Origin of the sequence: Larkinella sp. VNQ87 (assembly GCF_049445795.1) — a bacterium.
Classification (GTDB): domain Bacteria; phylum Bacteroidota; class Bacteroidia; order Cytophagales; family Spirosomataceae; genus Larkinella.
In genome coordinates, this window is record NZ_JBMSDT010000014.1 from 18,830 (window position 1) to 45,313 (window position 26,484).

Annotated in this window: 23 protein-coding genes; 14 read left to right on the plus strand and 9 right to left on the minus strand. The window is 53.9% G+C overall.

Annotated elements, in window-relative coordinates; all coding sequences use genetic code 11:
- Positions 1–88: 88 nt before the first annotated feature.
- The 11 genes from ACO2Q8_RS22610 to ACO2Q8_RS22660 all read left to right on the plus strand — a co-directional run bounded on the left by ACO2Q8_RS22610 (position 89) and on the right by ACO2Q8_RS22660 (position 16,083).
- Positions 89–1,606, plus strand: a complete 1,518-nt coding sequence (locus tag ACO2Q8_RS22610; protein WP_423347141.1) for a hypothetical protein — start codon at positions 89–91, stop codon at positions 1,604–1,606.
- A gap of 203 nt (positions 1,607–1,809) precedes the next feature.
- Entirely contained in the window at positions 1,810–3,069 is a 1,260-nt protein-coding gene (locus ACO2Q8_RS22615) for an efflux RND transporter periplasmic adaptor subunit (protein ID WP_423347142.1), read from the plus strand.
- Positions 3,070–3,120: 51 nt separating this feature from the next.
- Positions 3,121–4,554: a TolC family protein gene (locus tag ACO2Q8_RS22620; protein WP_423347143.1), complete on the plus strand. Its 1,434-nt coding sequence runs from the start codon at positions 3,121–3,123 to the stop codon at positions 4,552–4,554.
- Between the two features lie 103 nt (positions 4,555–4,657).
- Positions 4,658–5,320, plus strand: a complete 663-nt coding sequence (locus ACO2Q8_RS22625) for an ABC transporter ATP-binding protein (protein WP_423347144.1) — start codon at positions 4,658–4,660, stop codon at positions 5,318–5,320.
- Positions 5,321–5,423: 103 nt separating this feature from the next.
- Positions 5,424–6,671 carry an ABC transporter permease gene (locus ACO2Q8_RS22630; RefSeq protein ID WP_423347145.1) on the plus strand — a complete coding sequence of 416 codons (1,248 nt, stop codon included), beginning with the start codon at positions 5,424–5,426 and terminating at the stop codon, positions 6,669–6,671.
- 98 nt (positions 6,672–6,769) lie between these two features.
- Complete coding sequence (locus tag ACO2Q8_RS22635; protein ID WP_423347146.1) at positions 6,770–7,924, plus strand: ABC transporter permease; 1,155 nt, start codon at positions 6,770–6,772, stop codon at positions 7,922–7,924.
- 116 nt (positions 7,925–8,040) lie between these two features.
- The gene (locus ACO2Q8_RS22640; RefSeq protein WP_423347147.1) at positions 8,041–9,417 is read left to right on the plus strand and encodes a sigma-54-dependent transcriptional regulator; all 1,377 of its coding nucleotides are present in this window, start codon (positions 8,041–8,043) and stop codon (positions 9,415–9,417) included.
- A gap of 138 nt (positions 9,418–9,555) precedes the next feature.
- Entirely contained in the window at positions 9,556–10,848 is a 1,293-nt protein-coding gene (locus tag ACO2Q8_RS22645; protein ID WP_423347148.1) for a sensor histidine kinase, read from the plus strand.
- An 87-nt stretch (positions 10,849–10,935) separates the two neighbouring features.
- On the plus strand, positions 10,936–12,144 hold the full coding sequence (locus tag ACO2Q8_RS22650; RefSeq protein ID WP_423347149.1) for a hypothetical protein: 1,209 nt from the start codon (positions 10,936–10,938) through the stop codon (positions 12,142–12,144).
- A 241-nt stretch (positions 12,145–12,385) separates the two neighbouring features.
- Entirely contained in the window at positions 12,386–14,656 is a 2,271-nt protein-coding gene (locus ACO2Q8_RS22655; RefSeq protein ID WP_423347150.1) for a TonB-dependent receptor, read from the plus strand.
- 32 nt (positions 14,657–14,688) lie between these two features.
- A complete protein-coding gene (locus ACO2Q8_RS22660) occupies positions 14,689–16,083 on the plus strand; it encodes an HmuY family protein (RefSeq protein WP_423347151.1) in 1,395 nt (464 codons plus the stop codon).
- Positions 16,084–16,173: 90 nt separating this feature from the next.
- Here ACO2Q8_RS22660 and ACO2Q8_RS22665 read toward each other — a convergent pair whose 3' ends face one another.
- The 9 genes from ACO2Q8_RS22665 to ACO2Q8_RS22705 form a co-directional block, all read right to left on the minus strand.
- Entirely contained in the window at positions 16,174–17,325 is a 1,152-nt protein-coding gene (locus ACO2Q8_RS22665; RefSeq protein ID WP_423347152.1) for a hypothetical protein, read from the minus strand.
- 206 nt (positions 17,326–17,531) lie between these two features.
- Complete coding sequence (locus tag ACO2Q8_RS22670; protein WP_423347153.1) at positions 17,532–17,885, minus strand: DUF6686 family protein; 354 nt, start codon at positions 17,883–17,885, stop codon at positions 17,532–17,534.
- Between the two features lie 55 nt (positions 17,886–17,940).
- The gene (locus ACO2Q8_RS22675) at positions 17,941–18,543 is read right to left on the minus strand and encodes an HmuY family protein (protein ID WP_423347154.1); all 603 of its coding nucleotides are present in this window, start codon (positions 18,541–18,543) and stop codon (positions 17,941–17,943) included.
- Positions 18,544–18,584: 41 nt separating this feature from the next.
- Positions 18,585–18,812 (minus strand): hypothetical protein, encoded by a 228-nt coding sequence (locus ACO2Q8_RS22680; RefSeq protein ID WP_423347155.1) that lies wholly within the window; start codon positions 18,810–18,812, stop codon positions 18,585–18,587.
- Between the two features lie 35 nt (positions 18,813–18,847).
- A complete protein-coding gene (locus tag ACO2Q8_RS22685; RefSeq protein ID WP_423347156.1) occupies positions 18,848–19,882 on the minus strand; it encodes a hemin-degrading factor in 1,035 nt (344 codons plus the stop codon).
- Positions 19,883–19,893: 11 nt separating this feature from the next.
- Positions 19,894–20,733, minus strand: a complete 840-nt coding sequence (locus tag ACO2Q8_RS22690; RefSeq protein WP_423347157.1) for a heme ABC transporter ATP-binding protein — start codon at positions 20,731–20,733, stop codon at positions 19,894–19,896.
- A gap of 122 nt (positions 20,734–20,855) precedes the next feature.
- The gene (locus tag ACO2Q8_RS22695) at positions 20,856–21,956 is read right to left on the minus strand and encodes a FecCD family ABC transporter permease (RefSeq protein ID WP_423347158.1); all 1,101 of its coding nucleotides are present in this window, start codon (positions 21,954–21,956) and stop codon (positions 20,856–20,858) included.
- 16 nt (positions 21,957–21,972) lie between these two features.
- Complete coding sequence (locus ACO2Q8_RS22700) at positions 21,973–22,833, minus strand: heme/hemin ABC transporter substrate-binding protein (RefSeq protein ID WP_423347159.1); 861 nt, start codon at positions 22,831–22,833, stop codon at positions 21,973–21,975.
- A gap of 199 nt (positions 22,834–23,032) precedes the next feature.
- Positions 23,033–23,221 (minus strand): hypothetical protein, encoded by a 189-nt coding sequence (locus ACO2Q8_RS22705; protein ID WP_423347160.1) that lies wholly within the window; start codon positions 23,219–23,221, stop codon positions 23,033–23,035.
- A 139-nt stretch (positions 23,222–23,360) separates the two neighbouring features.
- Between ACO2Q8_RS22705 and ACO2Q8_RS22710 the strand changes: the two genes are divergently transcribed.
- From ACO2Q8_RS22710 to ACO2Q8_RS22720, 3 genes are all read left to right on the plus strand, one after another.
- Positions 23,361–23,936: an RNA polymerase sigma factor gene (locus tag ACO2Q8_RS22710; RefSeq protein WP_423347161.1), complete on the plus strand. Its 576-nt coding sequence runs from the start codon at positions 23,361–23,363 to the stop codon at positions 23,934–23,936.
- Positions 23,937–23,941: 5 nt separating this feature from the next.
- Positions 23,942–25,084, plus strand: coding sequence for a S1C family serine protease (locus ACO2Q8_RS22715; RefSeq protein WP_423347162.1), 1,143 nt, complete (start codon positions 23,942–23,944; stop codon positions 25,082–25,084).
- 145 nt (positions 25,085–25,229) lie between these two features.
- Positions 25,230–26,468 (plus strand): sugar MFS transporter, encoded by a 1,239-nt coding sequence (locus ACO2Q8_RS22720; RefSeq protein WP_423347163.1) that lies wholly within the window; start codon positions 25,230–25,232, stop codon positions 26,466–26,468.
- Positions 26,469–26,484: the final 16 nt, after the last annotated feature.

The following is a 26,484-nucleotide window of genomic DNA, read 5'->3' on the forward strand; positions in this document are numbered from 1 at the left end:
CCTTGTTTCAACACAGTTTCTGTGCAACTGGTAGAGATAGTTTTGCTGTCAGTAATCCTTTCATGACAACAAATACAATCACCAGAGTATGAAACGCATTGTTTTGATGTTGGGCCTGATTGGAGTGCTTATGGCTTGCGATAAGGCACTTCTTTCTCCCCAACCAGAATGGACCAGTTCTCGGGCAGCACGGGTTGGAACTGATCCGCAGCCAACAGCAACAAATTTGATGATCGGCAAAAAAGCACGGTTAACCCACTACACGATTTCGAAGAATACCACCGGAGCCTACAACATTGTCTTTCACTATGACCGGGCCGAGTCCGAATCAGTGGCAGGTATTAGCCTGCGGGACGCCAAGGCAATCAACGAACTGCTGCGGTTGGAACTACCAGGCGATTTTGAACTTAACCGCCAATTGATCACAAAATGGGCCGATGTTGGCGGTCAAATCACGGCAACCGTGCCGGATTTATTCGCTTGGCTGCAGGCCAATCCCGCCGTTGCCAACAGCATCGTCTGGCAGGACGCCAACGAGATATGCTCCTGGCCTTCCTGGACTGCCCTGGAACAAACTCAGCTTTGGGTCGCCTTCCAGAAAGCCTGGCAAGGTAGCTCAATTTACGTACCGGATGTTCCTGAAAATCAGCTCGCGATAGGCGAGAGTGCCATTACTGTCTTATCCGTTACGCATGCGTGGGCTTATTTCCGGGCCAGCGTTGCCCACTCTCTGGCCCTTGAACTCGGCAACCGGGTCAACTGGTCGGTCAGGAATTATTCAGAACAACAACTCGCTCAGCTTTTTAACAGCCGGGAAATGTTTTACTGGAATGAATCCCCGCTGGGTTATATGATCAGCAATGGCTATCATGGCTTTGTTACCCAGGGTCCTCCCTTAAAAAGCTATCAGTTTATGAAAGACCATGACATGATCAGTACCAATCGGCTGAACACGATAAGCCGGGCGATCGACTGGTGCCGGTTTAACCTAAGTCATTATTTGGGCCGGAGTAGTGGCGATAATATGGAAGCTCACTGGCAATACCGGGGTGCTCCGCCAATGATGCGGATTTTGTCTGGCACGTTCAACCCGGAACAACCCTTATTTGGCGTGAGGCATTGGACGGCCGGGTGTCACGGAACAGCCGGTTTTCTCCGGATGCTGCTCCGAACGGTTAATATTCCGGTGAAAATGGTATTCGGTTATCAACATGCCCAAGTCTGGTTTATGTCTGACAACTATTATCTGGATCACGCAGACGCTCCATATGATTCGAGAATAAAAGATCCCGCTATCGGTGCCGGTGAATTATTGATCAATCAAGACCGGTATATGCAATGGTTTGGCCCCGGGGTTTCGCAGGAGGTTGAATCCAAAAACGTTGGTCGACGAAATCGGGAACTGATTCTGGCTTACCTGCCTAATTATCTTTTACGAAAGTATTGTGAAGATATAAAAGCGGGTAAAAGCCACGCAAAAGGCCAGGTATACGAACAGTTTTCGTTAAACTACACGGTGGCGCAACTGGAGAATCAGAATCTATGGGGCCGGATGGATGCTAAGATTGCCCTGATGGGTGGTTGTTCCCATATTCCCAATCCATAATAAAGCAGAAACAATGGTTCAAAACGGAGGGGAGCTTTGGCTCCCCTTTTTACGTCACCTAATCTCCCGGCCTGTTCGCTCCCGCACAATCCGTGCGAAACCGCACACTTTCCTCTATCACCTTCCAAGTTAATACACTGCTAATCAATTAATTAATTACTGGCACAGCGTTTGAAATCCCTTTAGCAACGTAAACAACGCTAATGGACCGAGAACTAGCCCCCGAACTCATCCGACGAAGCCGGACCAAAACCTACACCGTCGCGCTCGTGACAGTTGCGGTAGTAGGTGCTGCGATCTTCTTCTTCCGGAATCTCTTGAAAACCTCCGTCGATGCCAGCCGGATTCGGACAGCGACGGCGGAGGTTGGGCCGGTCGAGAACTCCTTCAACGCCACCGGCGAGGTCATTCCGGCTTACGAGCAGATCATCACCAGCCCCATCCGGGCCAGCATCCGGCGGGTGCTGCTCACGCCCGGCACCCAGGTACGACCCGGCCAGGCCATTCTGGACCTCGACAAATCTCTAACCATCATCGACTTCGAGAAAATGCAGGACCAGTTAGCACTCAAACGCAACAGCATCGAGCAACTGCGGATGAAGCTGAACAAAAATCTCTTCGATGCCGAAGCCGACGACCAGATCAAGTCCCTGAACATCAACCGCCTGAAAGCCGAGCTGGAAGACACCCGGCGCTTGCAGAAGGTCGGTGGACGGACGCAGGAAGACGTAACGCGCGCCGAAAACAACCTCCGCATTGCCGAACTGGAAAAGAAAAAGCTCGAAAACGACCTGACGTACAACCGCCAGTCGATGAGCGCCAGCCTGAAAGAAACGACGCTACAGGCTCAAATCGAAGAAAAGAACCTAAAAGAACTCGACCACAAACTGAAACAGGCCAACATCCTGACCGACCGGCCGGGCGTGCTGACCTGGGTGAACGAAAACATCGGCTCGGCAGTCAACGAAGGCGAAATGCTAGCAAAACTGGCCGATTTGGGGAGTTTTCGAATTGAAGGGTCTTGCTCAGACATCTACGCCGATCAGGTGAAAACCGGGTTGCCGGTCATCATAAAAGTGAACGAAACGAACCTGCGGGGGACGATCACCCAGGTAAAACCGGCGGTCAAAAACGGGGTCGTGCAGTTTGTGGTCCAACTGGATGACAACCGGCACGCATCGCTGCGGCCGAACATGAAAGTGGAAGTGTTTATTGTCACCAGCCAAACCGCCAAAGCCGTGCGGGTTGCCAACGGACCGGCGTTTAAGGGCAAGAAGCTCCAATATGTCTACGTGCTGAATGAAAAGGGGGTCGCCCAACGCCGGGAAGTGCAAACCGGTTTGTCCAACTTCGATTTCATCGAGATTCGGAGCGGCATCCAGCCCGGCGAAAAGGTGATCATCACCGACCTGAGCGAATACGAACACTTGCAGGAAATTACGATCAACAACGATACAAAATGAACTGGATGGGAACACGGCCGGGTCGTGTTCCTATCAGAAACACCTGAATCCATGCGGTTCTTTTACGCCCTCATTTTCCTGGGAATCACGAAGCTTGCCATAGCTCAACCGCTCACGTTAGAGGACGTAGTGCAGATGGCAAAGGCCCAGTCCATTGCGGCCAAGCAGGCGGCTACCCAGAAGCAAACCAACTATTGGCAATACCGCACGTTTCTGGCCGGTTTTAAACCGCAACTGAGCCTCGACGGCTACATTCCGAGCTTCGAACGGTCGTTTACGCCGGTTACACAACCCGACGGCACGATCAGTTTTCAGCCGATTTCGAATAACAATTCTGTCGTCAATCTGGCGTTGAGTCAGAACATCGCGCTGACCGGCGGGGCGGTTTTTGTGCAGAAGCAGTTGCAGCGGTTTGATGACTTTGAACGCAATAACCGGCTTTACAACGGGATTCCGTTTTCCATCGGCATCCGGCAACCGCTGTTTCAGTTCAACGCCATGAAGTGGGACCGCAAGATCGAACCGCTGAAGTACGACGAAAGCAACCAGCAGTTCATCGAGTCGATGGAGCAGGTGGCTGTCGATGCCACCGGTTTTTACTTCGACCTACTCGTGGCCCAGGTGAACTTGCAGATTGCCGAAAAAAACCTGAGCAACAACGATACACTGTACAAAATTGCCCGGCACAAGCTGGAATTAGGCAAGATTTCGCAGAACGACCTGCTGCAACTGCAACTGAGCGTGCTGACGGCGCAGAAAGACTATGCGTCGGCCCGGCAAAACGCCGAGGTGGCCTCGTTGCGGCTGCGGACCTACATGGGCTACCGCAACGAGCAGGCGCTGGAACTAGCCGTTCCGACCCAAATCCGGGATGTGACGATCGACGTGTCGAAAGCGTTGAAAGAAGCCTTCGAAAACCGCCCGGCCGCTATCGCGTTCCGACGCAGAACGCTGGAAGCCCAGCGCGATGTCGACAAAGCTCGAAAAGACAACGGCTTGAATGCCACCCTGAACGCGGCATTTGGCCTTTCCAACCGGGGTTCGCGGCTCGGCGACGTGTACATCCGACCGCAGGACCGGGAGTTTGTGGAGCTCCAGTTTGTGCTGCCCATCATGACCTGGGGGCGCGCCCAGGCCCGGACCGAAACCGCCAAAGCCAACCAGCAGTTGACGGCGCAGTCGGTCGAGCAGGACAAGCTGACCTTCGAGCAGGCGATTTATACGCAGGCAACGCTCCTCCAGATGCTTCAGCAACAGGTCAAGCTGACCGCCGAAGCCGACGGCATTGCGCAGCAGCGGTACGAGATTGCTCAAAACCGCTTCATCCTGAGCGACCTGAGCGTCACGGACCTTGGCATTGCCCTGCAGGAAAAAGACCGCGCCCGGCGCGATGCCATTCTAGCCCTGCGCGATTACTGGACGGCGTTTTACACCATCCGACAACTGACCCTGTACGATTTTGAACGAAACGAAAAGATAAACTAGCAGAGGGGTAAGGGCAAAGGGTGCTCCGCAGTACAAAGAGCGTGTCAACCACTCTATGCCCCATGCCCTCTGCCCCATGCTCTTCCCCAACGCAAAAACGGCTATGATCAACCTTACCAACATCGAAAAAGTCTACCGCACCAGCAGCATCGAGACGCTGGCGCTGAACAACATCAACCTCACCATTCGCAAGGGGGAATTTGTGTCCATCATGGGACCGTCGGGTTGCGGCAAATCGACACTCCTGAACATCATGGGCCTGCTCGACCAGCCGTCGAACGGCACCGTCGAACTGGACGGGCAGCCCGTTGCTTCGTACCGCGACAAGGAACTGGCCCACCTGCGCAACCAGAAGATCGGTTTTATTTTTCAGAGCTTCCACCTGATCAACGACCTGTCGGTAGTCGATAACGTCGAAATTCCGCTGCTTTACCGTTCGACCAACGGCAAACCGCGTCAGGCGTATGCCAAAGAAGCGCTCGAAAAAGTCGGGCTGAGCAACCGCATCAAGCATTTCCCGAAGCAACTGTCGGGCGGACAAAAGCAACGCGTCGCCATTGCCCGCGCCATCGTCGGCAATCCGGAAATCATCCTGGCTGACGAACCGACCGGCAACCTCGACAGCGCGATGGGCAACGAAATCATGAACATCCTGCAAAGTCTGAACAACGAAGGCGCCACCATCGTAATGGTCACCCACGACGAAAACATGGCCAAACGCACCCACCGGTTGATCCGGCTTTTCGACGGCACCCAGGTTTTATAAATTGTGAATGAGCGAATGAGTGATTGAGTGAATAGATCAACAATCACGATTCTGGTAGCTCAACGATTCACTCAATCGCTCATTCGCTCATTCACTCAATAAAATGCTAACGAACTACCTAAAAATCGCCTGGAAGGTGCTGCTTCGGCATCCGTTTTACACCTTCATTACGCTCTTTGGCATCAGCCTGACCCTGACGGTACTGATGGTGCTGACCTCGTTTCTGGACCATTTGTTCGGAACACACTACCCCGAAACCCGGCGCGACCGTTCGCTGTACATCATGCAGATGGTTCAGCAGGACTCTGCCCGGACGTCCCGGAATTCGGGGCCGATGAGTTTCCGGTTTTTGACCGAATACGCCAAATCGCTCAAAACCGTCGAACGGGTAACGATCTGCACCTTCGTCAACAGTTCCAATGCCTACGTGGGTTCGCAGAAAATCAAACTGAACACCAAATTCACCGATGCCGATTTCTGGCGGGTGACGGAGTTTGAGTTTCTGGAAGGAAAACCGTACAACGAACAGAACATTGCCAACAGCGACCAGGTCGTTGTGATCACCGACGACTTCAAAAAACACTATTTCGGCCAGGTAACGGAGTCGGTTATCGGCAAAGATGTGGAGATTGAAAACCTCCATTACCGGGTGATTGGCGTCGTCAAAGGCAGCCCGGTGACGCGGCCCTTTACGTATGCTGATGTGTATTATCCCTACACGGCTCCCAAAAGTAATTACCAGCGTCCCGGCATGCGGGGCGGTTATGTGGCCATTTTGCTAGCGAAAAAAGCGTCTGATTTAAAAGTGGTTCAGGACGAATTCCAGGACCGTATCCGCCGGATTCCGTTGCCGGGCGTTCAGGACGGGTTTAAGTATGCGGTTCTGGAAGTAAAAAGCGAACCGTACCTGGATAACTTTGTTGGCACCTTCCTGGACGGCAACAAGAGCCTGAAAACGATCTTCTTCGGCGTCATTGCCTTCATCATGCTCATGCTGATGGGTCTTCCGGCCATCAACCTGGTGAACGTCAACGTCAGCCGGATCATGGAACGGGCGTCGGAAATCGGCATCCGGAAAGCGTTCGGAGCGCCGGTCAGAACACTGATGTGGCAGTTTATCGTCGAAAACATTTTCATCACGTTCCTCGGTGGCGCCATCGCCCTGATTCTGACGCTGATTATCATTCAACTGATCAACCAAAGCGGCTGGATTGCCTACGCCGACCTGACCATCAACCTGACGGTTTTCGCGGTCAGCACCCTGGTCTGCCTGGTTTTCGGGCTGCTGTCCGGCGTCGCCCCCGCCCTCCGCATGTCCAAACTCACCATTGCTGAAGCGTTGAAAGCATAATTCTGAATGAGTGAATGATAGAATGAGTGAATAAGTCGGTGTCGCATCACTCACCTTTTTTATTCACTCATTCTATCATTCACTCATTCAAAACTGCCATGATCCGTCACCTCTTCAAACTCATCTGGAACAAGAAAAAGACCCACGCGCTGGTGCTGGTGGAGATCTGGGCTTCGTTCCTCGTCCTGTTCGGACTGACTTCGTTGATCGTCTACAACGTCCGGAATTTCCGCGAACCGCTGGGATTTGAATACCAGAACGCCTGGGCCATCAGTTTAAACAGTAACCAGGATACGACCGCACTGGCCGAAAAAATTGAACGGGTTTTACAGCGCGTCAAAGCGTATCCCGAAGTCGAATCGGCGTCCCGCATGAGCAACAATTTTCCGTTTTCCCAAAGCACGATGAATAACGGAATCGAGTATAACAAAAAGAACGTTATGGCCGATAACTTCGCCACGGACGAGCATTTCGCCGAAACATTGGGCCTTTCCGTTGTGCAAGGGCGTTGGTACCGCAGCGCCGATAGTGTCGGAAAATACACGCCGGTGATCATCAATCAAAAGCTAAAGGAAGAACTTTTCGGAACCGAAAATCCGTTGGGAAAAATTCTCAACGATCGGTTCAAAGTAACCGGTGTGATCAATACGTTTAAGTCGAAAGGAGAATTTATGGCGAACAAACCAGCCCTGTTTGAACTGCTGGACGCCAAAAGCCCGTGGTACGATTTGTTGTTGATTCGGGTCAAACCGGGTACCGATGCTTTATTTGAAGCCAAACTGGTCAAAGACATCACGACGATGGTGTCCGGCTGGAGCGTCGAAGTCGACCACCTGACCGATTCGCGCCGGAACCAGCAAAACCTGACGCTGGTGCCGGTGATCATCTTCCTGATCGTGTGCAGCTTCCTGCTGATCAACGTGGCCCTGGGTTTATTCGGCGTCCTGAACCTGAGCATTGCCAAACGCCGGGGTGAAATTGGCCTGCGCCGGGCACTGGGGGCTACCGGCAACGGCATTTCCGGGCAGTTTATCGGCGAAATCTGGGTGCTGGCTACGTTTGCCCTATTGATCGGCTTGCTGTTCGCGGCCCAGTTTCCGTTGATGAACGTCTTCGACCTGGAAGCCGGTATTTACCTGGTGGCCATCGCCGTGTCGGTGTTGATCATCTACGGCATCGTCACGCTCTGCGCGCTCTTCCCGAGTCGCCAGGCCGCAAACATCCAACCGGCGGTGGCGTTGCATGAGGAATAACGTTTTTTGGTTGTTACACAGAGTTGATCAGAGAAGAGGTACACAGAGATTTCTTTGATTACTCTGATGTCCTCTGATCAACTCTGTGTAACAACTTTTACTATCTTCCCCGCCCCATGCTTCTGATCATCGACGACGATATTGCGGTTCAAACCTCCCTCTCGCTCCTGCTGCGGAGGGACGGTTTTGCCGTGCAGACGGCCGACACCCCCGCTCAGGCCCTGGCCACGCTCGACACGGAAACGCCGGAACTGATTCTGCTCGACATGAACTTTTCCATCGAAACCTCGGGCGAAGAAGGGCTGAAATTGCTCACCCAAATCCGAACCCGCAAACCGACCGTTCCGGTGATTCTGATTACGGGTTGGGGGACCATCGACCTGGCCGTGCAGGGCATGAAAGCCGGGGCCAAAGACTTCATTACCAAGCCCTGGCAGAATGACTACCTGCTCCAGTCGGTCCGCACGGTTCTGAACCTGAATCAGCAAAAACCGGCGGAACCTCAATCACAAAACCGCCGGAGGCTTGACCAGCAATACCATTTTGAACACATCGTGGGCGAAGACCCGCAACTGCTCGACATGCTGGAAACCATCGGCCGGGTCGCTCCGACGGACGCACCGGTTTTGATCACGGGTGAAAGCGGCACGGGCAAGGAACTGATTGCCGAAGCCATCCACCAGAACAGCCGACGCCGGGGCAAACCGTTTGTGAAGGTCAATCTGGGCGGTATTTCATCGACGCTGTTCGAAAGCGAACTCTTCGGCCACTTGCGGGGCGCTTTTACCGACGCCAAATCCGACCGGATCGGGCGGTTTGAACTCGCCAACAAAGGCAGCATTTTTCTGGACGAAATCGGCGATCTCGATTTGTCAAGCCAGGTTAAACTGCTACGGGTGTTGCAGGACCGCACCTTCGAACCGCTGGGCAGCAGCCGGAGCAAAACCGTCGACGTGCGGGTCATCTGCGCCACCAATCGCAACCTGGAAGACATGGTTGCCAAGGGCCTGTTTCGGGAAGATTTATTTTACCGGATTAACCTGATCACCGTCAGGTTGCCCGCCCTGCGCGAACGCCCGGACGACATTCCGTCCTTGGTTAATTACTTTGTCAACAACCTGAAAACCATCTACGACCGGCCTAACCTGACCGTATCGCCAACAGCCCTGAAGTGGGTTCGGAATCTGGCACTGCCGGGTAACATCCGCCAATTGAAAAATCTGGTCGAACGAACGGTGCTGCTTTCGACGAAAGACACGCTGGATACCTCCGACTTCCAGAAACAGGTGGCCCCCGGCCCCCGACCAGCACCCTCCGGCCACCTGCCCGAAATCGGTTCTATCACCCTCGACGAACTCGAACACCAGATGATCCGACGGGCCATGAATCTCTACCAGAACAACGTTTCGAAAGTGGCCCGCGCCCTGGGCATCACCCGGTTTGCGCTCTACCGGCGGCTGGAAAAATACGGAATACCGTATGAGCCGTCCTAAATTGTCTGAACTTGGATTACGCGGATTAAAAGATTAACTAGGAGGCTGCCGCAGTCACGTTGTTCGCTGGTTGATTGTCAAATTATATCCTAGTTAATCCCTTAATCCGTGTAATCCAAGTTCAGACAGTTCAAGACTATGCTCCCCCTGCGCACCCGATACCTGCTCTACATCGTCGCCGTCCACGCGGCTTTGCTCTTTCTGATTTTCAAATGGCTCCAGGAAAACAAGCTGCTGTTCATTGTTTCGGAAGTGCTCGTCCTGATTTCCGGGGCAGTGGCCGTGCAGATTTACCGGGCCTTCGGGCAGCCTTCCCAGTTTATTTCGGCCGGGATTGAAGCCATCAAAGATAAGGACTTCACGATCAAATTTGTGCCGACCGGCAACCGCGAAGTCGATGGGCTGATCGACGTGTACAACCTCATGATCGACCAGCTTCGGCTGGAGCGCACCAAGCAAATGGAACAGCAGTTTTTTCTGGAAAAACTCATCGAAGCCTCCCCGATTGCCACGCTGATCTTCGACTTCGACCAGCGAATTTCCTCCGTCAACCCCAAAGCCGTGGATTTGCTGCAACATCCGGCGGAGCAACTCACGGGGCGGTTTTTATCCGAAATCGACCATCCACTATTCAAGCAACTTGTGAATGATGCCGAGTTTAACACTCGAACCTTAAAAGGCGCCGGAGTCGAAACCTACCGCATTCAGCGCTCTCATTTCATGGACCGGGGGTTCCGGCGTGATTTTCTGCTGATCGAAGAACTGACCAGCGAAATTCTGGAATCCGAAAAAAAGGCCTACAGCAAAGTCATCCGGATGATGGCGCACGAAGTGAACAACTCCATCGGTGCCATCAACTCCATCCTGAATGTTACTAAAACGTACATGGATGCGCCCGAGCAGGAGGATGTCAGCCACGCGCTTCAGGTCGCCATCGAACGCAATGATCGGCTGAACCTGTTCATGCGCCGGTTTGCGGATGTGGTTCGGTTGCCGCCCCCACAGAAAAGGCCCGCCGACCTGACCGAAGTGATCCGCAACGTCGTGCGGTTGATGCAGCCCCAGGCCGATGCGAAAGGAGTTCGGTTTCAGTCTGTTTTCCAATCGGATGCGATCCGGGTGTCGGTCGATGTGGTCCAGTTGGAACAGGTGCTGGTCAACATCATCAAAAACGCCATCGAAGCCTGCTCAGCCGGGCAAATGGCCGAGGTGGTGCTCGAAACCGGTAAACTGACCGTCCGCGACAACGGCAAAGCCATCGATCCGCAACTGGAAGCGAACCTCTTCAATCCGTTTTTCAGTACCAAACCCGACGGTCAGGGCATCGGCCTGACGCTGACCCGCGACATTCTGCTTAACCACGGTTTTCCGTTCTCGCTCAAAACCGGACCCGACGGCTGGACCGAGTTTGTCATCACCTTCGAACGCTAAGACACATTTAAAGATAATTATGCAACATTGTTGCATTTAAAAAAATAAGGAATTTATATTTGCAACATTATTGCATTTATAGATCCTATGAAAACAACTACACTCCTATCCAGACTTTGGGTCATTGGCTTGCTGACAACCGGGCTGGTAGCCTGCCAGAAAGACGACGATGACGCCGTCAAACCGACCGACAGCGAAGCAGCTTTTACCCGCCTGCTGCTTACCGATGCCGAAACCGGTGCCATCACGCTGCTGAATCTGGCCAAACAAACCAGCGAGAAATTTGAGGCCCGGTTTTCGGGCAACCTCGTCTACCCAACCGCGAGCGGCCGGTTTGCAGCCGTTGTCAACGGAACCAACAACCTGGTCCAATTTTTCGACAGCGGGATTGTTGACCACGGCGACCATGCCGATGTGAAAGGGACCCCGAAGTGGGCCGCCCTCACCCTCGACGCCCCGAAACCGACGCACACGTATTTTCAGGGAAACCGCATTGTGGTTTTCAACGATGGAGACGGCTCGCTTTCGCTGACCTCGGAGGACCAGCTACATACCGCCGGAGCCAAAGCGAAGGTCGTTAAAGTGGACGTTCCGCACCACGGCGCGGTGGTGGCCTTTGCCAACGGCACGTTTGCGGTTACGAAAAAAGATCCCTCGGTGGCGGGTTCGCTTCCCCAGGGTGTCCGGATTGTCGATGAAAACGGCACGGTTTTGAAAGAAGCGACTATTGCCGTCACGGGCATTCACGGCGACATGGGCGACGGACAAACCGCCCTTTTTGGCACCACCGACGGGATTTTAGTGGTCAATCAGGACGGCACCCAGCGGCTCATCAAGTACCCGGCGGATTTCGGAACAGGCTGGTTGAGCTCGGTAGTTTACGACAAAGGATCGAAAAACTTCTACGCCTTTGCGGCCAAACTGGGCGTGTATCGGATTGATCTCACGACGAATACCTTCAATACCGTGCTGAAAACCGACCAGTTGCATACGTTCAAAGTCTCGAACGACGGCGACGTGTTTGCCTTGCTAACCGATGGCACGCTGAAAGGTTTTAGCGCAACCGGGACTGCGTTGAGCGATCTAAAAGTAGTCGATGCTATTGCCACCGATGCCAAAGTAAAACCGGATCTGAGCATTTCCAAACGGTTTGTGTACGTGACCGATCCCGTCAAAAACCAGATCGTTCCGGTGCTCCGGAGCAACTTCACGGCCAAACCAGCCATCGCCGTCTCGGGCAAGCCCTACAAAATCGCCGTCGTCGGTGCCCCCCAGGACCAGGCTGGCGACGAATAGCTTCGTACCCACGGACTTTAGTCCGTGTGAGTTCTCTAAATCCTGAAGTTATTATAAACTCACACGGACTAAAGTCCGTGGTTACGAACCCGGACAAGCTGACTCGTCCGGGTTTCTTTTTAGATCATAATTTTTCAAAAAATTGCCGAAACTGTAGCAACACTCAAATCAATTTTTACCTTTGCATTAATTTATACTAAGTCTAAATATTAATTGCAGAGTTATTCCCTATTTGCATGCAATGAAATACATCTTCCTCTTGCTTGGTTTTAATTTACTGTCTATACTCAGCCGGGCGCAAATAACCGGGACGATTCGAGGAACGGTTTTAATGGCGGACGGCAAACCGGCCACAGGCGCAACCATTGTCCTGAAAACCAGCCGGTTTAGCACCGCAGCCGGAGCCGATGGAGCCTTTTCGTTCGAGGTGCCTGAAGGTCGCTACACACTGGCGATGCAACGGATGGGACTGGAAACCAGAACGTTGCCCATTCACGTCAAAGCCGGAGAAACCGTTGTTCTGGAGCCGGTTACGCTGAAAGAAACGGTCCGGCAACTGGACGATGTAGTCGTAACCGGACAGTATGAACCGCAATCGCTGCGGCAGTCGGTGTATCAGATTCGCACCATCGACCGCGAACGGATTCAACTGCGGGGCGCTACGAACCTGACGGGCGTGCTGAACAACGAACTCGGCATCCGGTTTTCCAACGACCTGACACTCGGTACCTCGGATATTCAACTGATGGGCATGTCGGGCCGCAACGTGAAGATTCTGCTCGACGGCGTGCCGATGGTCGACCGGGGCGATACCCGCGAGAGTCTGAATCAGATCGACATCAACACCATCGAGCGCGTCGAGATTGTGGAAGGCCCGATGTCGGTTTCGTACGGTACCGATGCACTAGCGGGCATCATCAACATCATCACCAAAAAACCGGGCAGCGAACGGCTGTCGGTCACGGCCCGGATTCAGGAAGAAACCGCCAATTCGGAATATCAAGCCCTGAACGGCAAAGGCGTGCATAACCAGAACCTGGGCGTAAGCTGGCAACGGAATGGCTGGAACGCGTCGGTGGGCGGCACTCACAACGACTTCGGCGGCTGGCAGGGCCTCTCGACCACCCGCGCCAAAGACTGGCATCCGAAAGAACAATGGCTCGGGCACGCGAAGCTGGGCTACCGGACCGACGCGTTCAACCTCTGGTACCGGCTCGATGCATTGAACGAAACCATCCACGCGCTCGGCGCGGCCAACGTGAACACCAACCAGGCCCGCGATCAGAAATTTCTGACGAACCGGTTTACGCACCAACTCCAGAGCGACTGGCGGATCAGTGAGCAATGGCACCTCAACGCCATTTTGTCGTACACCGATTACAGCCGGAAGACACAGACCTCCAACATTGACCTGAACACCGGTCGGCGGACCCTGTCGCTCGGCGCGGGGGAGCAGGATGTGTCGTTATTCGATACCAAACTGTTTCGGGCGACGGCCCAATACAAGCTGTCGCAGGCGATTTCGTTTCAGCCGGGCGTCGACATTAACCTGGACGGCGCTTCGGGGGCGCGCATTCTGGGATCACCGACGATCAACGATTACGCCTTTTTTGTTTCGTCCGAGTTAAAACCGACCTCGTCCATTACGCTGCGACCCGGTTTGCGATTCATCAAAAACTCGGTTTACGACGCTCCGCCGGTGATTCCGTCGCTGAACGCTAAGATCGCCGTTCACTCCACCACCGACCTCCGGTTTTCCTACGCACGGGGGTTTCGCTCCCCGGCCCTGCGCGAACTGTATTTCAATTTTTTCGATGCCAGTCACTCGATCAAAGGCAATCCGAACCTGAAAGCCGAGTACTCCAACAGCTTCAACGGGACGATCACCTGGCGGGCGGTTTCGACCACCACGCTGCGGCTGAGTTCGACGCTGACCGGTTTTTACAACGACTTCCACAACCTGATCGATTACGGTTACGATCCGGCCAATCCGGGCGTGATGATGACTGTCAACATCGACCGTTTCAAAACCACGGGCGGCACGCTGAACAACACGCTGTACACCAAAAACCTCCAGTTTACACTCGGTTTGTCACACATTGGTCGCTACAACAGCCTGGTAGAAAACGGAAGCGATTTACCGGAGTTTGTGTGGTCGCCCGAAATCAACACCAACCTGACCTACCACCTGCGACCGCTCGATACGAAGGTGAGCTTTTTTTACAAGTACACCGGCAGACGACCGACCTACGAGGCCACGGCCGAAACCGACGGCACCACGACAGTCCGGCTGGCCGAAATCGCAGCTTACCACTGGGCCGACGTCACAATCACCCAATCCATCACGAAATACATTACCCTGAATACCGGGGTTAAAAACCTCTTCGATGTGACACGGCTCACCAACACCTCCGGCGATGTGGGCGGTTCGCACAGCACAGGCGGGGCGGTTCCGCTCAGCTACGGACGCTCCTATTTCCTGGGGCTGAATTTCCATTGGAGTAAACAGTAAATCTTCCTCTTTTCTAATCAAACCATACACCCATGAATCAAGTACGCTTCTTTTTATTGATGCTGGTTTTTGCCACGGTTTTGAACGCCTGTAACGAAGACGATCCCCCGCTGCCCGACAACCTCGCCCAGTTTGAAACCACAGAGCAGGGATTTGAATCCGACAAAGCCGAAACCGAGATCAAAGTAACCTTAAGCCGCGCAGCCGAAACCGCTACCACCGTTACCATCGACCTGGCGGCTACCGGCATTGTCTACGGCACCCAGTTTACAACCACCCCGGCGGCCAACAACAACAGCCTGACGGTTTCAATTCCGGCGGGCAGCAATACCGGCTCGTTCAAAGTCACGAAGGCGGCTAACCTGTTTCTGAATGGTTCGGAGACGCTCAAGTTTACGCTTAAATCAGCCACGAGTCCGGTGTTGCTGGGTGAAAAAACCGCCCTGACACTCAAGTTTTCGTCCATTGTCTCAGCCGGTTCATCCCTGAAACTGAACGGGGGCGAAGGCGGTGCCAACGCGGTCAACTCGGTGTTTGTCGATTTCAGCAACAACGTGCAGACGTCGGTTGCCCGCGCTAGTTGGGATCTGGGCTTCTACGGCGGTACGGATTTTCGGGTGATCATCAACGGCACCACCGGAGCGACGGCCCAAGAACTGACCAAGACCGACCTGACGCAGGTGACAGCCGCCGACACCGCCGGTTTGCGTAGCGTCTTGCTGCTGAGCCAGGGAACGGGCAGTTTCGAGAACGTCGACGATGTGGAGGGCGACCTGACCAAAACCGTCATCAAAGCCATTTCAGCCACCGATGCCGACAACAAAGTCTACATCGTCAATCCGGGCAACGTGGGTGCTACAACCAAGCCCTGGTACAAAATCCGGGTGTTGCGAAAAGGCACCGGCTACACGCTGCAATACGCCCAGATTGCCGAAACGACCTTTAAAACGCTGGATGTTGCCAAAGATGCGAGCCGCAATTTCAGCTACGCTTCGTTTGACAAAGGAGCCGTCGAGGTTGAACCGCCAAAAGCAAACTGGGACATGGAATGGACGCTGGCCACTTATAAAGCCGCCCTGAGCGCGACCTCCTCGGTTCCGTACACCTACGCCGACTTTGTGTTCATCAACCACCTGGGGGGCGTTGAAGCCGCCGAAGTGCTGACGAGCACGGTTTCGTACGATGCCTACGCCGAGAGCAATATTACCACAACCACCTTCAAAAAAGACCGCAACGTGATCGGCAGTAACTGGCGAACGTCGGCGGGTCCTTCCGGTGCACCAGCGGGGGTTAAAACCGACCGGTTTTACGTCATCAAAGACGCAGCGGGCAATGTGTACAAGCTGAAGTTCATCAACTACACCTCTTCCGACGGCGGTGTCCGGGGCTACCCGAATATCGAGTACAAACTGGTGAAGAAAGCGTAGTTTTAACGTACCCACGGACTTTAGTCCGTGTTTTTAAGCCTAGCAACTTGAATTGTTAGAATAAACACGGACTTTAGTCCGTGGGTACGTTCACCTTCCCTGATCGGCGACGTAGTTTCGGCGGAAACTTTCGACTTCGTCGTTGGTAAACCCGTAGATGCCCTGGAGTTTGGCGACGGCTTCCGCAAGTTTGGGTAGTTCTTCGGCGGTGTTAGTCACAAACCGGTACACGGCCGCCGAGCGGTCGTAGGGTGCGTTGAGCAGCGTCAGCACCTCATCGATCTGCGAATCGGTGATGCGCTTGTTTTGGGCATCGATGGTTCGCCACCCGTGCAGCAGGCCAGCCGCTTCGCTAACCAGGTGCATCACCTCGGCCCGCGTCTGGTCGTCGGAACGCCCGGATGTTAACCGCAGTCCGACTTCGTGACTGTTGTGAATCACAGTCGCTGCGCTGGTTTTTTCCCAATTCAGTTTGATCGTCGCCAACGCTTCATCCCGGTAGGCATTGTAATCTTCGCCCAAATCGAGGGCGGTTTTCAGGGTGATAAACGCCTGCCGGGTCTGGCTGTAAAGGCCGGTTCCGGTCGCGTCGTCGCGCCGGGCGGCATTGGCCGCCATCAACCGGTCGGCATTGGCGTAGACGGCGGTGTTGTCGCTGTTGATAAAAACCGGGTTCGCTCCGTACAGAAACAGCAACTGATCGGCTGTGGCGGGTCGCATTTCCGTATTGGTCAGCGACAGGGCGTAGTTATACAAAGTGGCCGCATACATGCCTTTCTCGATCATCTGTTGTATTTCCAGGCCGTACTCATCAAACAGATGACCCGCGTAGACGCCCCCCTCCCAGCTTCGGTCGAACGGGTGAAACGAATTACCGCTGGCTTTCGAAAGTTCGGCAAAAAAACCGTTGTTCCAGGCCTGTAATCGGCTGGTGTAATACGGGCTGGTAACCGATTGCAAGCTGAAACTTCCCTGCGAAAATGCCGCATTCAGCGACTCTTCGGATACGTAAACACCCCGTTGAGTGCCCCGTTCAGCCTCCTGAATCAAAGCTGTAAATTGGCGCAACAGCGGTTGCAGTGGTTCACTGTTGTACACAAAGCCCACGCTATCGTAGACCAGCGGAATGGCCATCGACGGTTTCAGGTCCTCCTCACTTTCGGTTTTACACGAAGCGATCGCCAACGCCAACCCCGTGGCAAGCAGGATCGTGGATCGCCAGATTGGATACAGTTTATGCATATTTTTTGAATCGATGACACAAAGGAGCGAATTGACAGGTGGCACTGACCTGGGCGGTTTTCTTCGTCTGTTTACCCCCGTCTACCTTCTCCTGACCTCATAAAGTACGAACAAAAGTCTGATGTATTGTTGGATAAAAAAAAAGCAGCGTCAAAGACCCTGCTTTTTCTATCCTACTCACTATAGCTTTTACTGTATTGTCGTTGTCAGTTCAGTTCGGTCCAGGCTTTTTCGAGGGTTTTCAGCCGTTCGTATGCTTCCTGTAAAAGACGCCGGAGGTCGTCCAATTCCGGCCGGGTAAAACAGAAATACAAAGGCTCGATGGTAGTTCCGAGGTAAATCCGCCGGTTCTCCCCGCAGGAAGCCGTCTGCGGCAACCCGAAGAAGCCATCGGCATCGACCGACTCGACATGCCGGACCAACCGCCGAAATTCCTCCGGCATCATGACCTGAAAAATGTTGTTAAACCGGAAACTGAGGTTGGCGTGGCACCCCCGGCAAAGATGAATTTCGCCGTAATCGGCCTGAGCCAGCGTAATAAAACAAGCGTTGCGGTCCATGATGTCGGAAACGGTGTGGATAGTAGGTTTTTGAGCGAATCTATGATCAACGTAGTCACTTCAGCTTTTTACTCCCATCCGGCTGATACACATACCGAAAGGTGTAATACCGGCTTTCGCTGCCCGGGCCGTCGGGACCACCTTTGTAATAACTCAAAATCTCGACTTTGGCGTACTTTCCATCGGCGGTCCGGATGACGATCACCTTGTTTTCGGTGGGTCTGATAACACCCCCGCCGTAGGTATACCAACCATTGCCCGAACCGGTCGGAATCGCCAGCTTGCCGGGGCTTTCATCCACGGCAAACGTCGCATTGTCGGGTACGGCGTCCAGACTTTCAAAGGTTCCGTTGTAAATGTAGGCTCCCCCCTTCCCCGACCGGTCCGCGCCCCCGTTGATGATCAGGGTGGTGGCCCGAAAGCCCAAATCCCATTTCCCACTGGCCGAATCGAGGTTCGGTACCTGTTTACCCTCTTTCAGGCTGAACAGCGTAAATCGATTGGTGGCTCCCAGTGGTCGGCCCGACTGTGGGTCGTTGCTGGCCGGATCGGCAGGTAAATCCTCGACCTGCTGAACCGGTGAAGCCTGCGCCCGGAGGGGCTGGTTTCCAATCAGCCCTAAGCCGATTCCTAGTCCTAAAAGGGTTAAAAAAGTCATTTTCACGGTGGTTAATAACTAGGGGTGTATTCCAATTTGTGTCAATTCAACACATCGCATTGCAAACCGGCTTTGGTCAGCATTCGAATAATGGTTTGTTCGTACTGCTGCGCCGATCCGCCCTCCGGCGCTTCGATCCGCAGCACACAATCCCGGTCTTCCATATCGACACTCCACCGGCAGATTCCGCGCAGCTTGCACAACCGGCAAGCGGCTTTGTGGAGCCGTTGCGCCGTGTTGATGTTCGTTCGGAAAACCAAAACATGCATGGTAGGGAATAGTAGGCCCTGTCAGTGCCAGGGTGTTATACGGTCGCTGGCAAGGTGGAAGCAACTACCTCACGCCATTCGGTTTTTTCCGGAATACCGGGTTTGCGCTTCCCAAAAATTAGGGCGATCTGGTTACCGCTGGCATCGAACAGTTCCAGGCTCGTGACGACGCCATCGGTGGTCGGTTTTTTCACTACCCAGGCGGAAGCCACATGGTCTTCGCGCAGGTGGAGATTAAACTGCGGATCAAGCACGTTGAACCACGGTCCCATCGGCACCAGTTTCCGCACCTCGCCCGTATGAATCTGAATACATCCCCGGTTTCCAACGAAAATCATGATCGGCAATCCGATTTTCGATACTTCGGCGAAAACTTTTTTGACGGCTTCCATCGTGATCGGCAGAGCGTAGCCTTCCGGGGCCAGTCGCATGGCCTGCAACCGCGCTACCTTGTGTTTCCGAAGCATTCCGAAAAACTCGTGCGTATCCTTCAAATCAAGCCAGGCTTGCTGAAAAGCTGCCACGTCGATGTCGGCATCGGGTGTTGGCGCGTCAGCTTCCAGTTTGGGTTCGATGTCCAGCACACCATCCTGCTGTTCGGCCCGGTACTTACCAACGAGCGCATGGTAGGCAGTCTCATTGCTTTTGTCCGTCAGGTAGATTTTGTGAACCGCTTCGCCATCCGGGGCAAAAAACTGCAGACTTCTTCGGTCGTTTTCATGCACGGCAAAGCCAAATTTCCAGTTAGCCAGAAACAGCCGCAGGTCGATATCCTCGCCCAGCACCAGGCCCACGTGTCCGTTGAATGAAACATCCTTGTACTCGCCCTTGCGCTCATGCACCACACTGTCGTTCCGGGTCAGGGCCATCACGTAGCCCAGCGTCGGCATGTCTTTCAGCAGTTCGCGGAAATCGCCCGCCAGTTGCACAGCGGTTTCGCCCACGCCCGTGGCCACCAGTTCGGCCTCGCTGACACCGAGTTGCTGAGCGGCATCGCGGATGCGTACTTTCGGATTTTCGGTTTTAAAGGCCGCGTACTGTTTTTTCAAATCAAGCATCGTTGTTGTCATGGTTTGGGGAGCTAAAGAGGAGTGGTTAAGGGAACAGGAATCGTCGGCCGGGTGTAGACGATCAGGGGGCAATCGAGTTCCGGCTGGTGAATGAGTTGAACGGTTAATTGAAAAGCGTCGAAAATGGAATCCGCTGTCAGCACATCCGTCGGTTTTCCAAACGCCAGCGTCCGACCCTCTTTCAGCAACAGCACGGTATCGGCGTATTGCATCACCAGGTTCAGGTCGTGCAGGATTGCCAACACACCGTAGCCCCGCCGGGTCAGTTCACTGGCTACATCGAGCAGGCTATGCTGGTAGTACAGGTCTAACCCCGTCGTGGGTTCGTCGAGCAGCCAGTATTTTGGGATTCGAATACGTAGCTGGGGATGCGCCATTTCCTCGTAGCTCATCAATTGCGCCAGGATTTTAGCCAGATGAACCCGCTGCTGTTCCCCGCCCGATAAGGTCGGCACCGCCCGTCCGGCCAGGTGGCTAATTCCGGTGCGCTCCAAAGCGTAGTCGACAACCGCCAGATCGTCCGGACGCGGATGCCCTTCAAAATGCGGATACCGGCCCATCATCACCAGTTCGTACACGCTGAAGTCGAAAGCCAACGGATTCTGCTGCGCCAGGACAGCCCGGCGACGGGCCAGCTCCGGGGCCGGAAACCGCCCAACCGGTTTCTGATCGAGCAAAACCGTCCCTTGTGTCGGCACCAAATCACGGCTCAGCGTTTTCAGCAGCGTCGATTTTCCGGCACCGTTCGCGCCGACGACGGCCACCAGCTCGCCCGGCCTGACGCTCAGCGAAACATCATCCAGCAGCCTTTTTCGACCGACCTGATACGTAATATGTTGTGCTTCAAGCATTTTTTTATCGTTTGAGGTCTAAGGCAGTACCCACGGACTTTAGTCCGTGTGAGCCAGTATACCGTTGGGTTAATACCAACTACTCGAGCATGGAAGCTCACACGGACTAAATTCCGTGGGTACTACCTTACTCTCCGCAACAGCAGGAACAGGAAAGTCGGTGCGCCGATCATGCCTGTAATGATGCCCAGCGGGAGTTCAGCCGGGGCGACGATGGTGCGGGCCACGAGGTCGGACAAGGTCAGGACGATAGCACCCAGCAGGGCCGAAGCGGGCAACACCGTCCGGTGGTTAGCCCCGGCTATTAGTCGAATCAGGTGCGGAATGACCAACCCGATAAAACCGATCACCCCCGAAACAGCCACTGCCACCCCCACACCCATCGTTGCCAGAATGATGACGTTCCGTTTTAATGCTGACACATCGACGCCCAGATGCCCGGCCTGGCTTTCGCCCAGCGCAAAGGCGTTCATGGATTTGCTCAAGCGCGGCATCAGCAGAATGGGCACCAGCAGAAACGGCGTAGCAACCTGCAACACGTCCCAACTTGCCCCGCCCAGGCTTCCCAGACTCCAGTATGAAATGGCCCGAAGCTGGGCTTCATCGGCCAGGTACATCATCAGTCCGCGCAAGGCTTCACACAGCACGTTGATGGCAATTCCGACCAGCAACATCGTTGAAACCACCGTTTGACCGTGTCGGCGGGCCAGCGAATACACCAGCAAGGTTGTTCCGACAGCACCGGCAAAAGCCGCTAACGATAAGGCATATAGGCCCGAAAGCGAGGATAATTCCTGAAACACCTTCAGTTGCAGCACAATCATCAACACTGCCACCACCGACGCGCCGGATGAAATACCAATCAAACCCGGATCGGCCAGCGGGTTCCGAAACAACCCTTGAATGGCGGCCCCCGAAATGCCCAACACCGCCCCGACGAGTACGCCCAGCAACACCCGTGGCAAGCGAATAATGGTCAGAACCGTCTCCTGCTGGGGTTCCACGACGCCGGTTTCCCAGCCCAGTTGCCCGAATAAAATCGCCAGCACATCCGGAACCGGAATCGAAACCGCCCCGATGCCCACCGACCAGACCATTACAGCCAGCAACAGCACGACCAGCAGACTGTTAAGCCACCAGGCCCGCGAACGGTAGGATTCCGTCCGGACCGGGTGCGGAGGACGCACGGAGATGGGCGGTTGCTGGACGTTGGCCGGTATCATTGTTGATCAATAATAGTTAGTTTTTGAGACTTACTTCCGGATTCAGTTTGCGGCTCAGTTCCTGAACGGCCAGCCCCAGCCGGGGGCCAAAACCGGTCAGCAACTGGCCGTCCATTTCAATCACCCGGCGGTTGCGTCCGGCGTTTGTCTGGGCTACGCCCTGCACCTTCAGGAGTCCGTCTATGCCGCCCAGGCTTTCCAGACCGGTCGTAAAGAGTAGAATCACATCCGGATTACCGGCGACCAGGGCTTCCGGCGTCAGCGGTTTAAAGTTTTCAAAATCGTTGAAGGCATTCTGAGCGCCCGCTAACTGGACAATTTTTTCAATCGGTGTATTGCGGCCCGACACCATCATGGTGCCCGTTCCCCGGGCGTAGATGAACAATACTTTCGACGCTTTAGCCGGTTTCCGGACTTTGGACAGGTCGGCGTCCAGTTTACGGACAAGCGCAGTAGCTTTAGCAGAGGCCCCGAAGGCATGCGCTATCTCGCCAATCAGCTTTTTGGTACCCGCCACGCTGGTCTCCTGATCGAAAATCAAGGTCTTGACCCCGGCGCTTTTGAATTGCTGCAGCACTTCCGGTTTGAGGTCCAGGCTACCGTTTTGCCGAACCGCCAGAATAACCGTGGGGCGCAGCGCCAAAACCGCTTCAGCTCCGATGTTCCGGTTGTGGCCAACCTTCGGCACGCTGGCTATGGCCGTTGGGTACGTACTCGTTACATCGACGCCGACGATTTGATTCTGCAGCCCCAATTCGCAGAGAATTTCTGTCAACGTGCCATTCAGAGCAACAATCCGTTCCGGCTTTGAGGAACCATGGGCAAAACCGGTGAGACCACCCAGACAGATAAATAGAATCAGGCCAAATCGTTTCATAGTACTTGATGAAAATCTAAGTACAAATTAATTAGACTATTTCTAAATAAACAAAGGGTACTTAAGATTATTTTTTTTTAGTCTAGATAAATACGAATAAACAGACCTACTAAATTTGAATGGCAAGTCTCTCAAAATGGTAAAAAAGACAAAAGCCAGCCATTGCTGGCCGGCTTTCGCTCGTTATACGAAGAGATGCTTACTGAGCAGAGTCAGCAGACATGCTGTCTGATGCCATCGTCGTGTCAGACATCATCGTAGATGAATCTGAAGACATTGCCGTTGAGTCAGTCGTTGACGTTGCATCTTCAGCTTTTTTCGATTGGCAGGCAGCCGCCAAAGAAACCATCGTTGCAACGAACAATACAGATTTAACAATACGTTTCATGAGAGTAGTCAGTTTATGTTTAATTGATTTCACCCTTAATACCGGAAAGCCCGTTAGGTAACCCATCTTTTTTCGAAAAAATTAAAAATTATTTTTGGGTTACATTTGACCCGGAATCGTATTAAGTAGCAAGGAGACAATGACAGAATCGAGCCGTTCGCATTTATCTGACGACCAATTGCTTGCGGGCTTAGCCGACGGTTCGGATACACTCTTGGAGGAATTATACCGACGGTATTTTCCAATGGTGCTCCACCTGATTTTGAATAACAACGGCACCAACGACGATGCCAAAGATATTTACCAGGAAACGCTGATCGTCCTGTACGAAAAAGTAACGACGGGTTCTCTGGAACTGCATTGCCAGTTAAAAACGTATCTCTATTCAGTCAGTCGGCGGCTCTGGCTTAAGCATCTATCCGCCCGAAGCCGTAGCGGAGTGACCTTGCTGGATACCGAAGACATTGCCAATGTCGACGAGGATCTGGCCGGACACGAAGCCCGCGACCGCCAGTTCGACCTGATGGCCGATTCGCTCGACCGCCTGGGAGAACCCTGCCGGACATTGCTGGAGGATTTTTACATCCGCCACCTGTCGATGCAGGACATTACCGAAAAGTTTGGGTATACGAACGCCGATAATGCCAAAACGCAGAAATACAAATGCCTGATGCGGCTGAAACGGTTGTTCTTTTCTGTCTATAAAGAAGAGTAAGTACCATGATCGACCACCAGAAATTCACCGATTGGATTGACAAATGGCTGCGCAACGAGCTGACGGAAGCCGAGCGGGTTGAATTTGAATCCCTTCGTCGGTCAGACCCGGTCCTGGCCCAGCGCGCCCGCGAACAGCAGCAGTTGGCGCAGGCGATGCAACAATACGGTCAGCGTACCGATTTCCGCAAGCGGCTGAATCAGATTCATGCTCGTCTGGACATGGATGCCATGCAGGAAGCCGCCACGCAAGAATCCGGCGTCCGGCCGTTGCACCGCAAAACCGGCCCCATCCGGCAGTTCTGGCAAACGTACCGGCCTATTCTGGCCGTGGCCGCTTCGGTGGCGCTGATCACGACCTTCGGCACGCTGATGCTGATCCGGCAATACCAGTCGAGCCATAAACAGCAGGAACAATACAGCATGATGCGCCGGGATTTGCAGGCCATCCGACGCTCACAAAATGCCATTTTGCAGGATCTGAACGCCCGCGAACGCGCCTTGCAGATCAACCCCGGACAGGTAGCCGGTTCCGGATTTTTGCTGTCGCCGGATGGGTTTCTGGTTACCAATACCCACATCGTGCAGGATGCCGACTCGGTTTATATCCAGAGCACGAAGGGCGATATTTACAAAGCCAAAGTCGTGTACACCGACCAGAAATACGATCTAGCCATTTTGCAGGTGCGCGACGACAGTGCCTTTCGGGTAAAAATCGCCTTGCCCTACGGCTTCGAAGCCGGTCCGTCGGACCTCGGCGAACGCGTCTTTACGCTGGGCTTCCCGCGCGAAGAGATTGTCTACGGCGAAGGCTACCTGAGTTCGAAAACCGGCTACCGGGGCGATTCGACCGCTTACCAGGTCGCCATCAGCGTCAACCCCGGAAACTCGGGCGGGCCGCTGCTCGACGAGAAAGGCAACGTCATCGGGATCATCAGCGGGAAACAAACCTCGACGGAGGGCGCGACCTTCGCCATCAAAACCGACTACCTGTTCCGGGCCATTTCGGCGATCCCGACGGATTCGCTTAAGAACAACTCGATCCGGATGAGCCGCAAGAACGGCCTTGCCAAACTCTCCCGGAAAGAGCAGATCAAAAAAATTCAGGAAAGCGTCTACATGGTAAAAGTGTTCAAACACGAAAAATAGAAGCGTTCCCCGGTTCATCCGAAGCCAGCCCCGAAAAGGCTGGCTTTTTTCATGGGACTTTATCAAATTAAAATTAAGCGTTACCTTGTCAGAACAATTTAGCCCGTGGCTAACCGTGATGAATTGATTAACCAATCCTTTACCCATGCAATCGACCGTAAGTACCCGAAAGCCAGCGGCTTTCACTGAATCCAAATACCTCATTACGCTGGTATTCGTTACTTCTCTCTTTATGTTCTGGGGGATTGCCATCACAATGGGCGATGTCCTGAACAAACATTTTCAGCATGTTTTAAGCCTGACCAAAACGCAGTCGGCTTTCGTGCAATTCGCCATTTTCGGGGCTTATTTCGTGATGGGGATTCCGGCCGGTTTGTTCATGAAGCGGTTTGGCTATAAAAACGGCGTTCTGCTCGGTTTAGGACTCTTTGCCACCGGAGCCTTCCTGTTCGTACCCGCAGCTAATGCGGCATCCTTTACCTATTTTGGACTGGCGCTGTTTATTCTGGGCTGCGGCCTGTCGACACTCGAAACCGTTGCCCACCCGTTCGTGGCTTCGCTCGGCGACCAGCGCACCAGTGACCAGCGCATCAACTTTGCCCAGGCCTTCAATGCCCTCGGTGCCATCATGGGCCCCGCCATCGGATCGTACTTTTTGCTCCGAAACAATACCGAAGGCAGCACGGACCTGACCTCGGTTAAGATGCTGTACATCGCCATCGGCAGCGTCATTGCCGGCATTGCGGTTTTGTTCTCGCTGGTTAAAGTTCCGGCCCTGACCGACCCGCACAGCTCATCCGACCCGGATGCGGCCAACATCGATAGCGAACCGGGTAAAGGTCTTTTCCAGCACCGGCATTTCGTCTGGGCAGTCATCGCGCAATTTTTCAACGTGGCCGCTCAAGGCGGTACCTGGGCATTTTTTATCAATTACGGACACGAGAAAATGGGATTTTCCGATGCCACCGCCGGAAATTACATGGTCATTTTTATGGCCCTGATGCTGGCCGGGCGGTTTGTCGGAACGTTTCTGATGCGGTTTATCTCACCGAGTAGCCTGCTGGCTATCTTTGCCGCCAGCAACATCGTGATGTGCCTCATCGTGGCCCAAAGCTGGGGCTGGCCGTCGTTCATCGCCTTGCTCATGCTCAATTTCTTTTTTAGCATCATGTTCCCGACGATTTTCAGTCTGGGGCTAAAAAATCTGGGGCGCCATACGCAGCAGGCTTCGTCGTTTATTTCAATGAGCGTCTGCGGGGGTGCTTTTTTCCCGTTTGCAATGGGTGCCGTGGCCGACTATGACGTAGCTAAAGCCTATTACCTGCCCATTATTTGTTATGCCGTTATCTTTCTGTTCGGGGCCCGGTTTTCAAAACCGCAATAACGTCCGCGAAGCGTCA

Coding starts and splice junctions, on each gene's coding strand:
- ACO2Q8_RS22610 (WP_423347141.1), top strand. CDS start 89: ATGAAACGCATTGTTTTGATGTTGGGCCTGATTGGAGTGCTTATGGCT.
- ACO2Q8_RS22615 (WP_423347142.1), top strand. CDS start 1,810: ATGGACCGAGAACTAGCCCCCGAACTCATCCGACGAAGCCGGACCAAA.
- ACO2Q8_RS22620 (WP_423347143.1), top strand. CDS start 3,121: ATGCGGTTCTTTTACGCCCTCATTTTCCTGGGAATCACGAAGCTTGCC.
- ACO2Q8_RS22625 (WP_423347144.1), top strand. CDS start 4,658: ATGATCAACCTTACCAACATCGAAAAAGTCTACCGCACCAGCAGCATC.
- ACO2Q8_RS22630 (WP_423347145.1), top strand. CDS start 5,424: ATGCTAACGAACTACCTAAAAATCGCCTGGAAGGTGCTGCTTCGGCAT.
- ACO2Q8_RS22635 (WP_423347146.1), top strand. CDS start 6,770: ATGATCCGTCACCTCTTCAAACTCATCTGGAACAAGAAAAAGACCCAC.
- ACO2Q8_RS22640 (WP_423347147.1), top strand. CDS start 8,041: ATGCTTCTGATCATCGACGACGATATTGCGGTTCAAACCTCCCTCTCG.
- ACO2Q8_RS22645 (WP_423347148.1), top strand. CDS start 9,556: ATGCTCCCCCTGCGCACCCGATACCTGCTCTACATCGTCGCCGTCCAC.
- ACO2Q8_RS22650 (WP_423347149.1), top strand. CDS start 10,936: ATGAAAACAACTACACTCCTATCCAGACTTTGGGTCATTGGCTTGCTG.
- ACO2Q8_RS22655 (WP_423347150.1), top strand. CDS start 12,386: ATGAAATACATCTTCCTCTTGCTTGGTTTTAATTTACTGTCTATACTC.
- ACO2Q8_RS22660 (WP_423347151.1), top strand. CDS start 14,689: ATGAATCAAGTACGCTTCTTTTTATTGATGCTGGTTTTTGCCACGGTT.
- ACO2Q8_RS22665 (WP_423347152.1), bottom strand. CDS start 17,325: ATGCATAAACTGTATCCAATCTGGCGATCCACGATCCTGCTTGCCACG.
- ACO2Q8_RS22670 (WP_423347153.1), bottom strand. CDS start 17,885: ATGGACCGCAACGCTTGTTTTATTACGCTGGCTCAGGCCGATTACGGC.
- ACO2Q8_RS22675 (WP_423347154.1), bottom strand. CDS start 18,543: ATGACTTTTTTAACCCTTTTAGGACTAGGAATCGGCTTAGGGCTGATT.
- ACO2Q8_RS22680 (WP_423347155.1), bottom strand. CDS start 18,812: ATGCATGTTTTGGTTTTCCGAACGAACATCAACACGGCGCAACGGCTC.
- ACO2Q8_RS22685 (WP_423347156.1), bottom strand. CDS start 19,882: ATGACAACAACGATGCTTGATTTGAAAAAACAGTACGCGGCCTTTAAA.
- ACO2Q8_RS22690 (WP_423347157.1), bottom strand. CDS start 20,733: ATGCTTGAAGCACAACATATTACGTATCAGGTCGGTCGAAAAAGGCTG.
- ACO2Q8_RS22695 (WP_423347158.1), bottom strand. CDS start 21,956: ATGATACCGGCCAACGTCCAGCAACCGCCCATCTCCGTGCGTCCTCCG.
- ACO2Q8_RS22700 (WP_423347159.1), bottom strand. CDS start 22,833: ATGAAACGATTTGGCCTGATTCTATTTATCTGTCTGGGTGGTCTCACC.
- ACO2Q8_RS22705 (WP_423347160.1), bottom strand. CDS start 23,221: ATGAAACGTATTGTTAAATCTGTATTGTTCGTTGCAACGATGGTTTCT.
- ACO2Q8_RS22710 (WP_423347161.1), top strand. CDS start 23,361: ATGACAGAATCGAGCCGTTCGCATTTATCTGACGACCAATTGCTTGCG.
- ACO2Q8_RS22715 (WP_423347162.1), top strand. CDS start 23,942: ATGATCGACCACCAGAAATTCACCGATTGGATTGACAAATGGCTGCGC.
- ACO2Q8_RS22720 (WP_423347163.1), top strand. CDS start 25,230: ATGCAATCGACCGTAAGTACCCGAAAGCCAGCGGCTTTCACTGAATCC.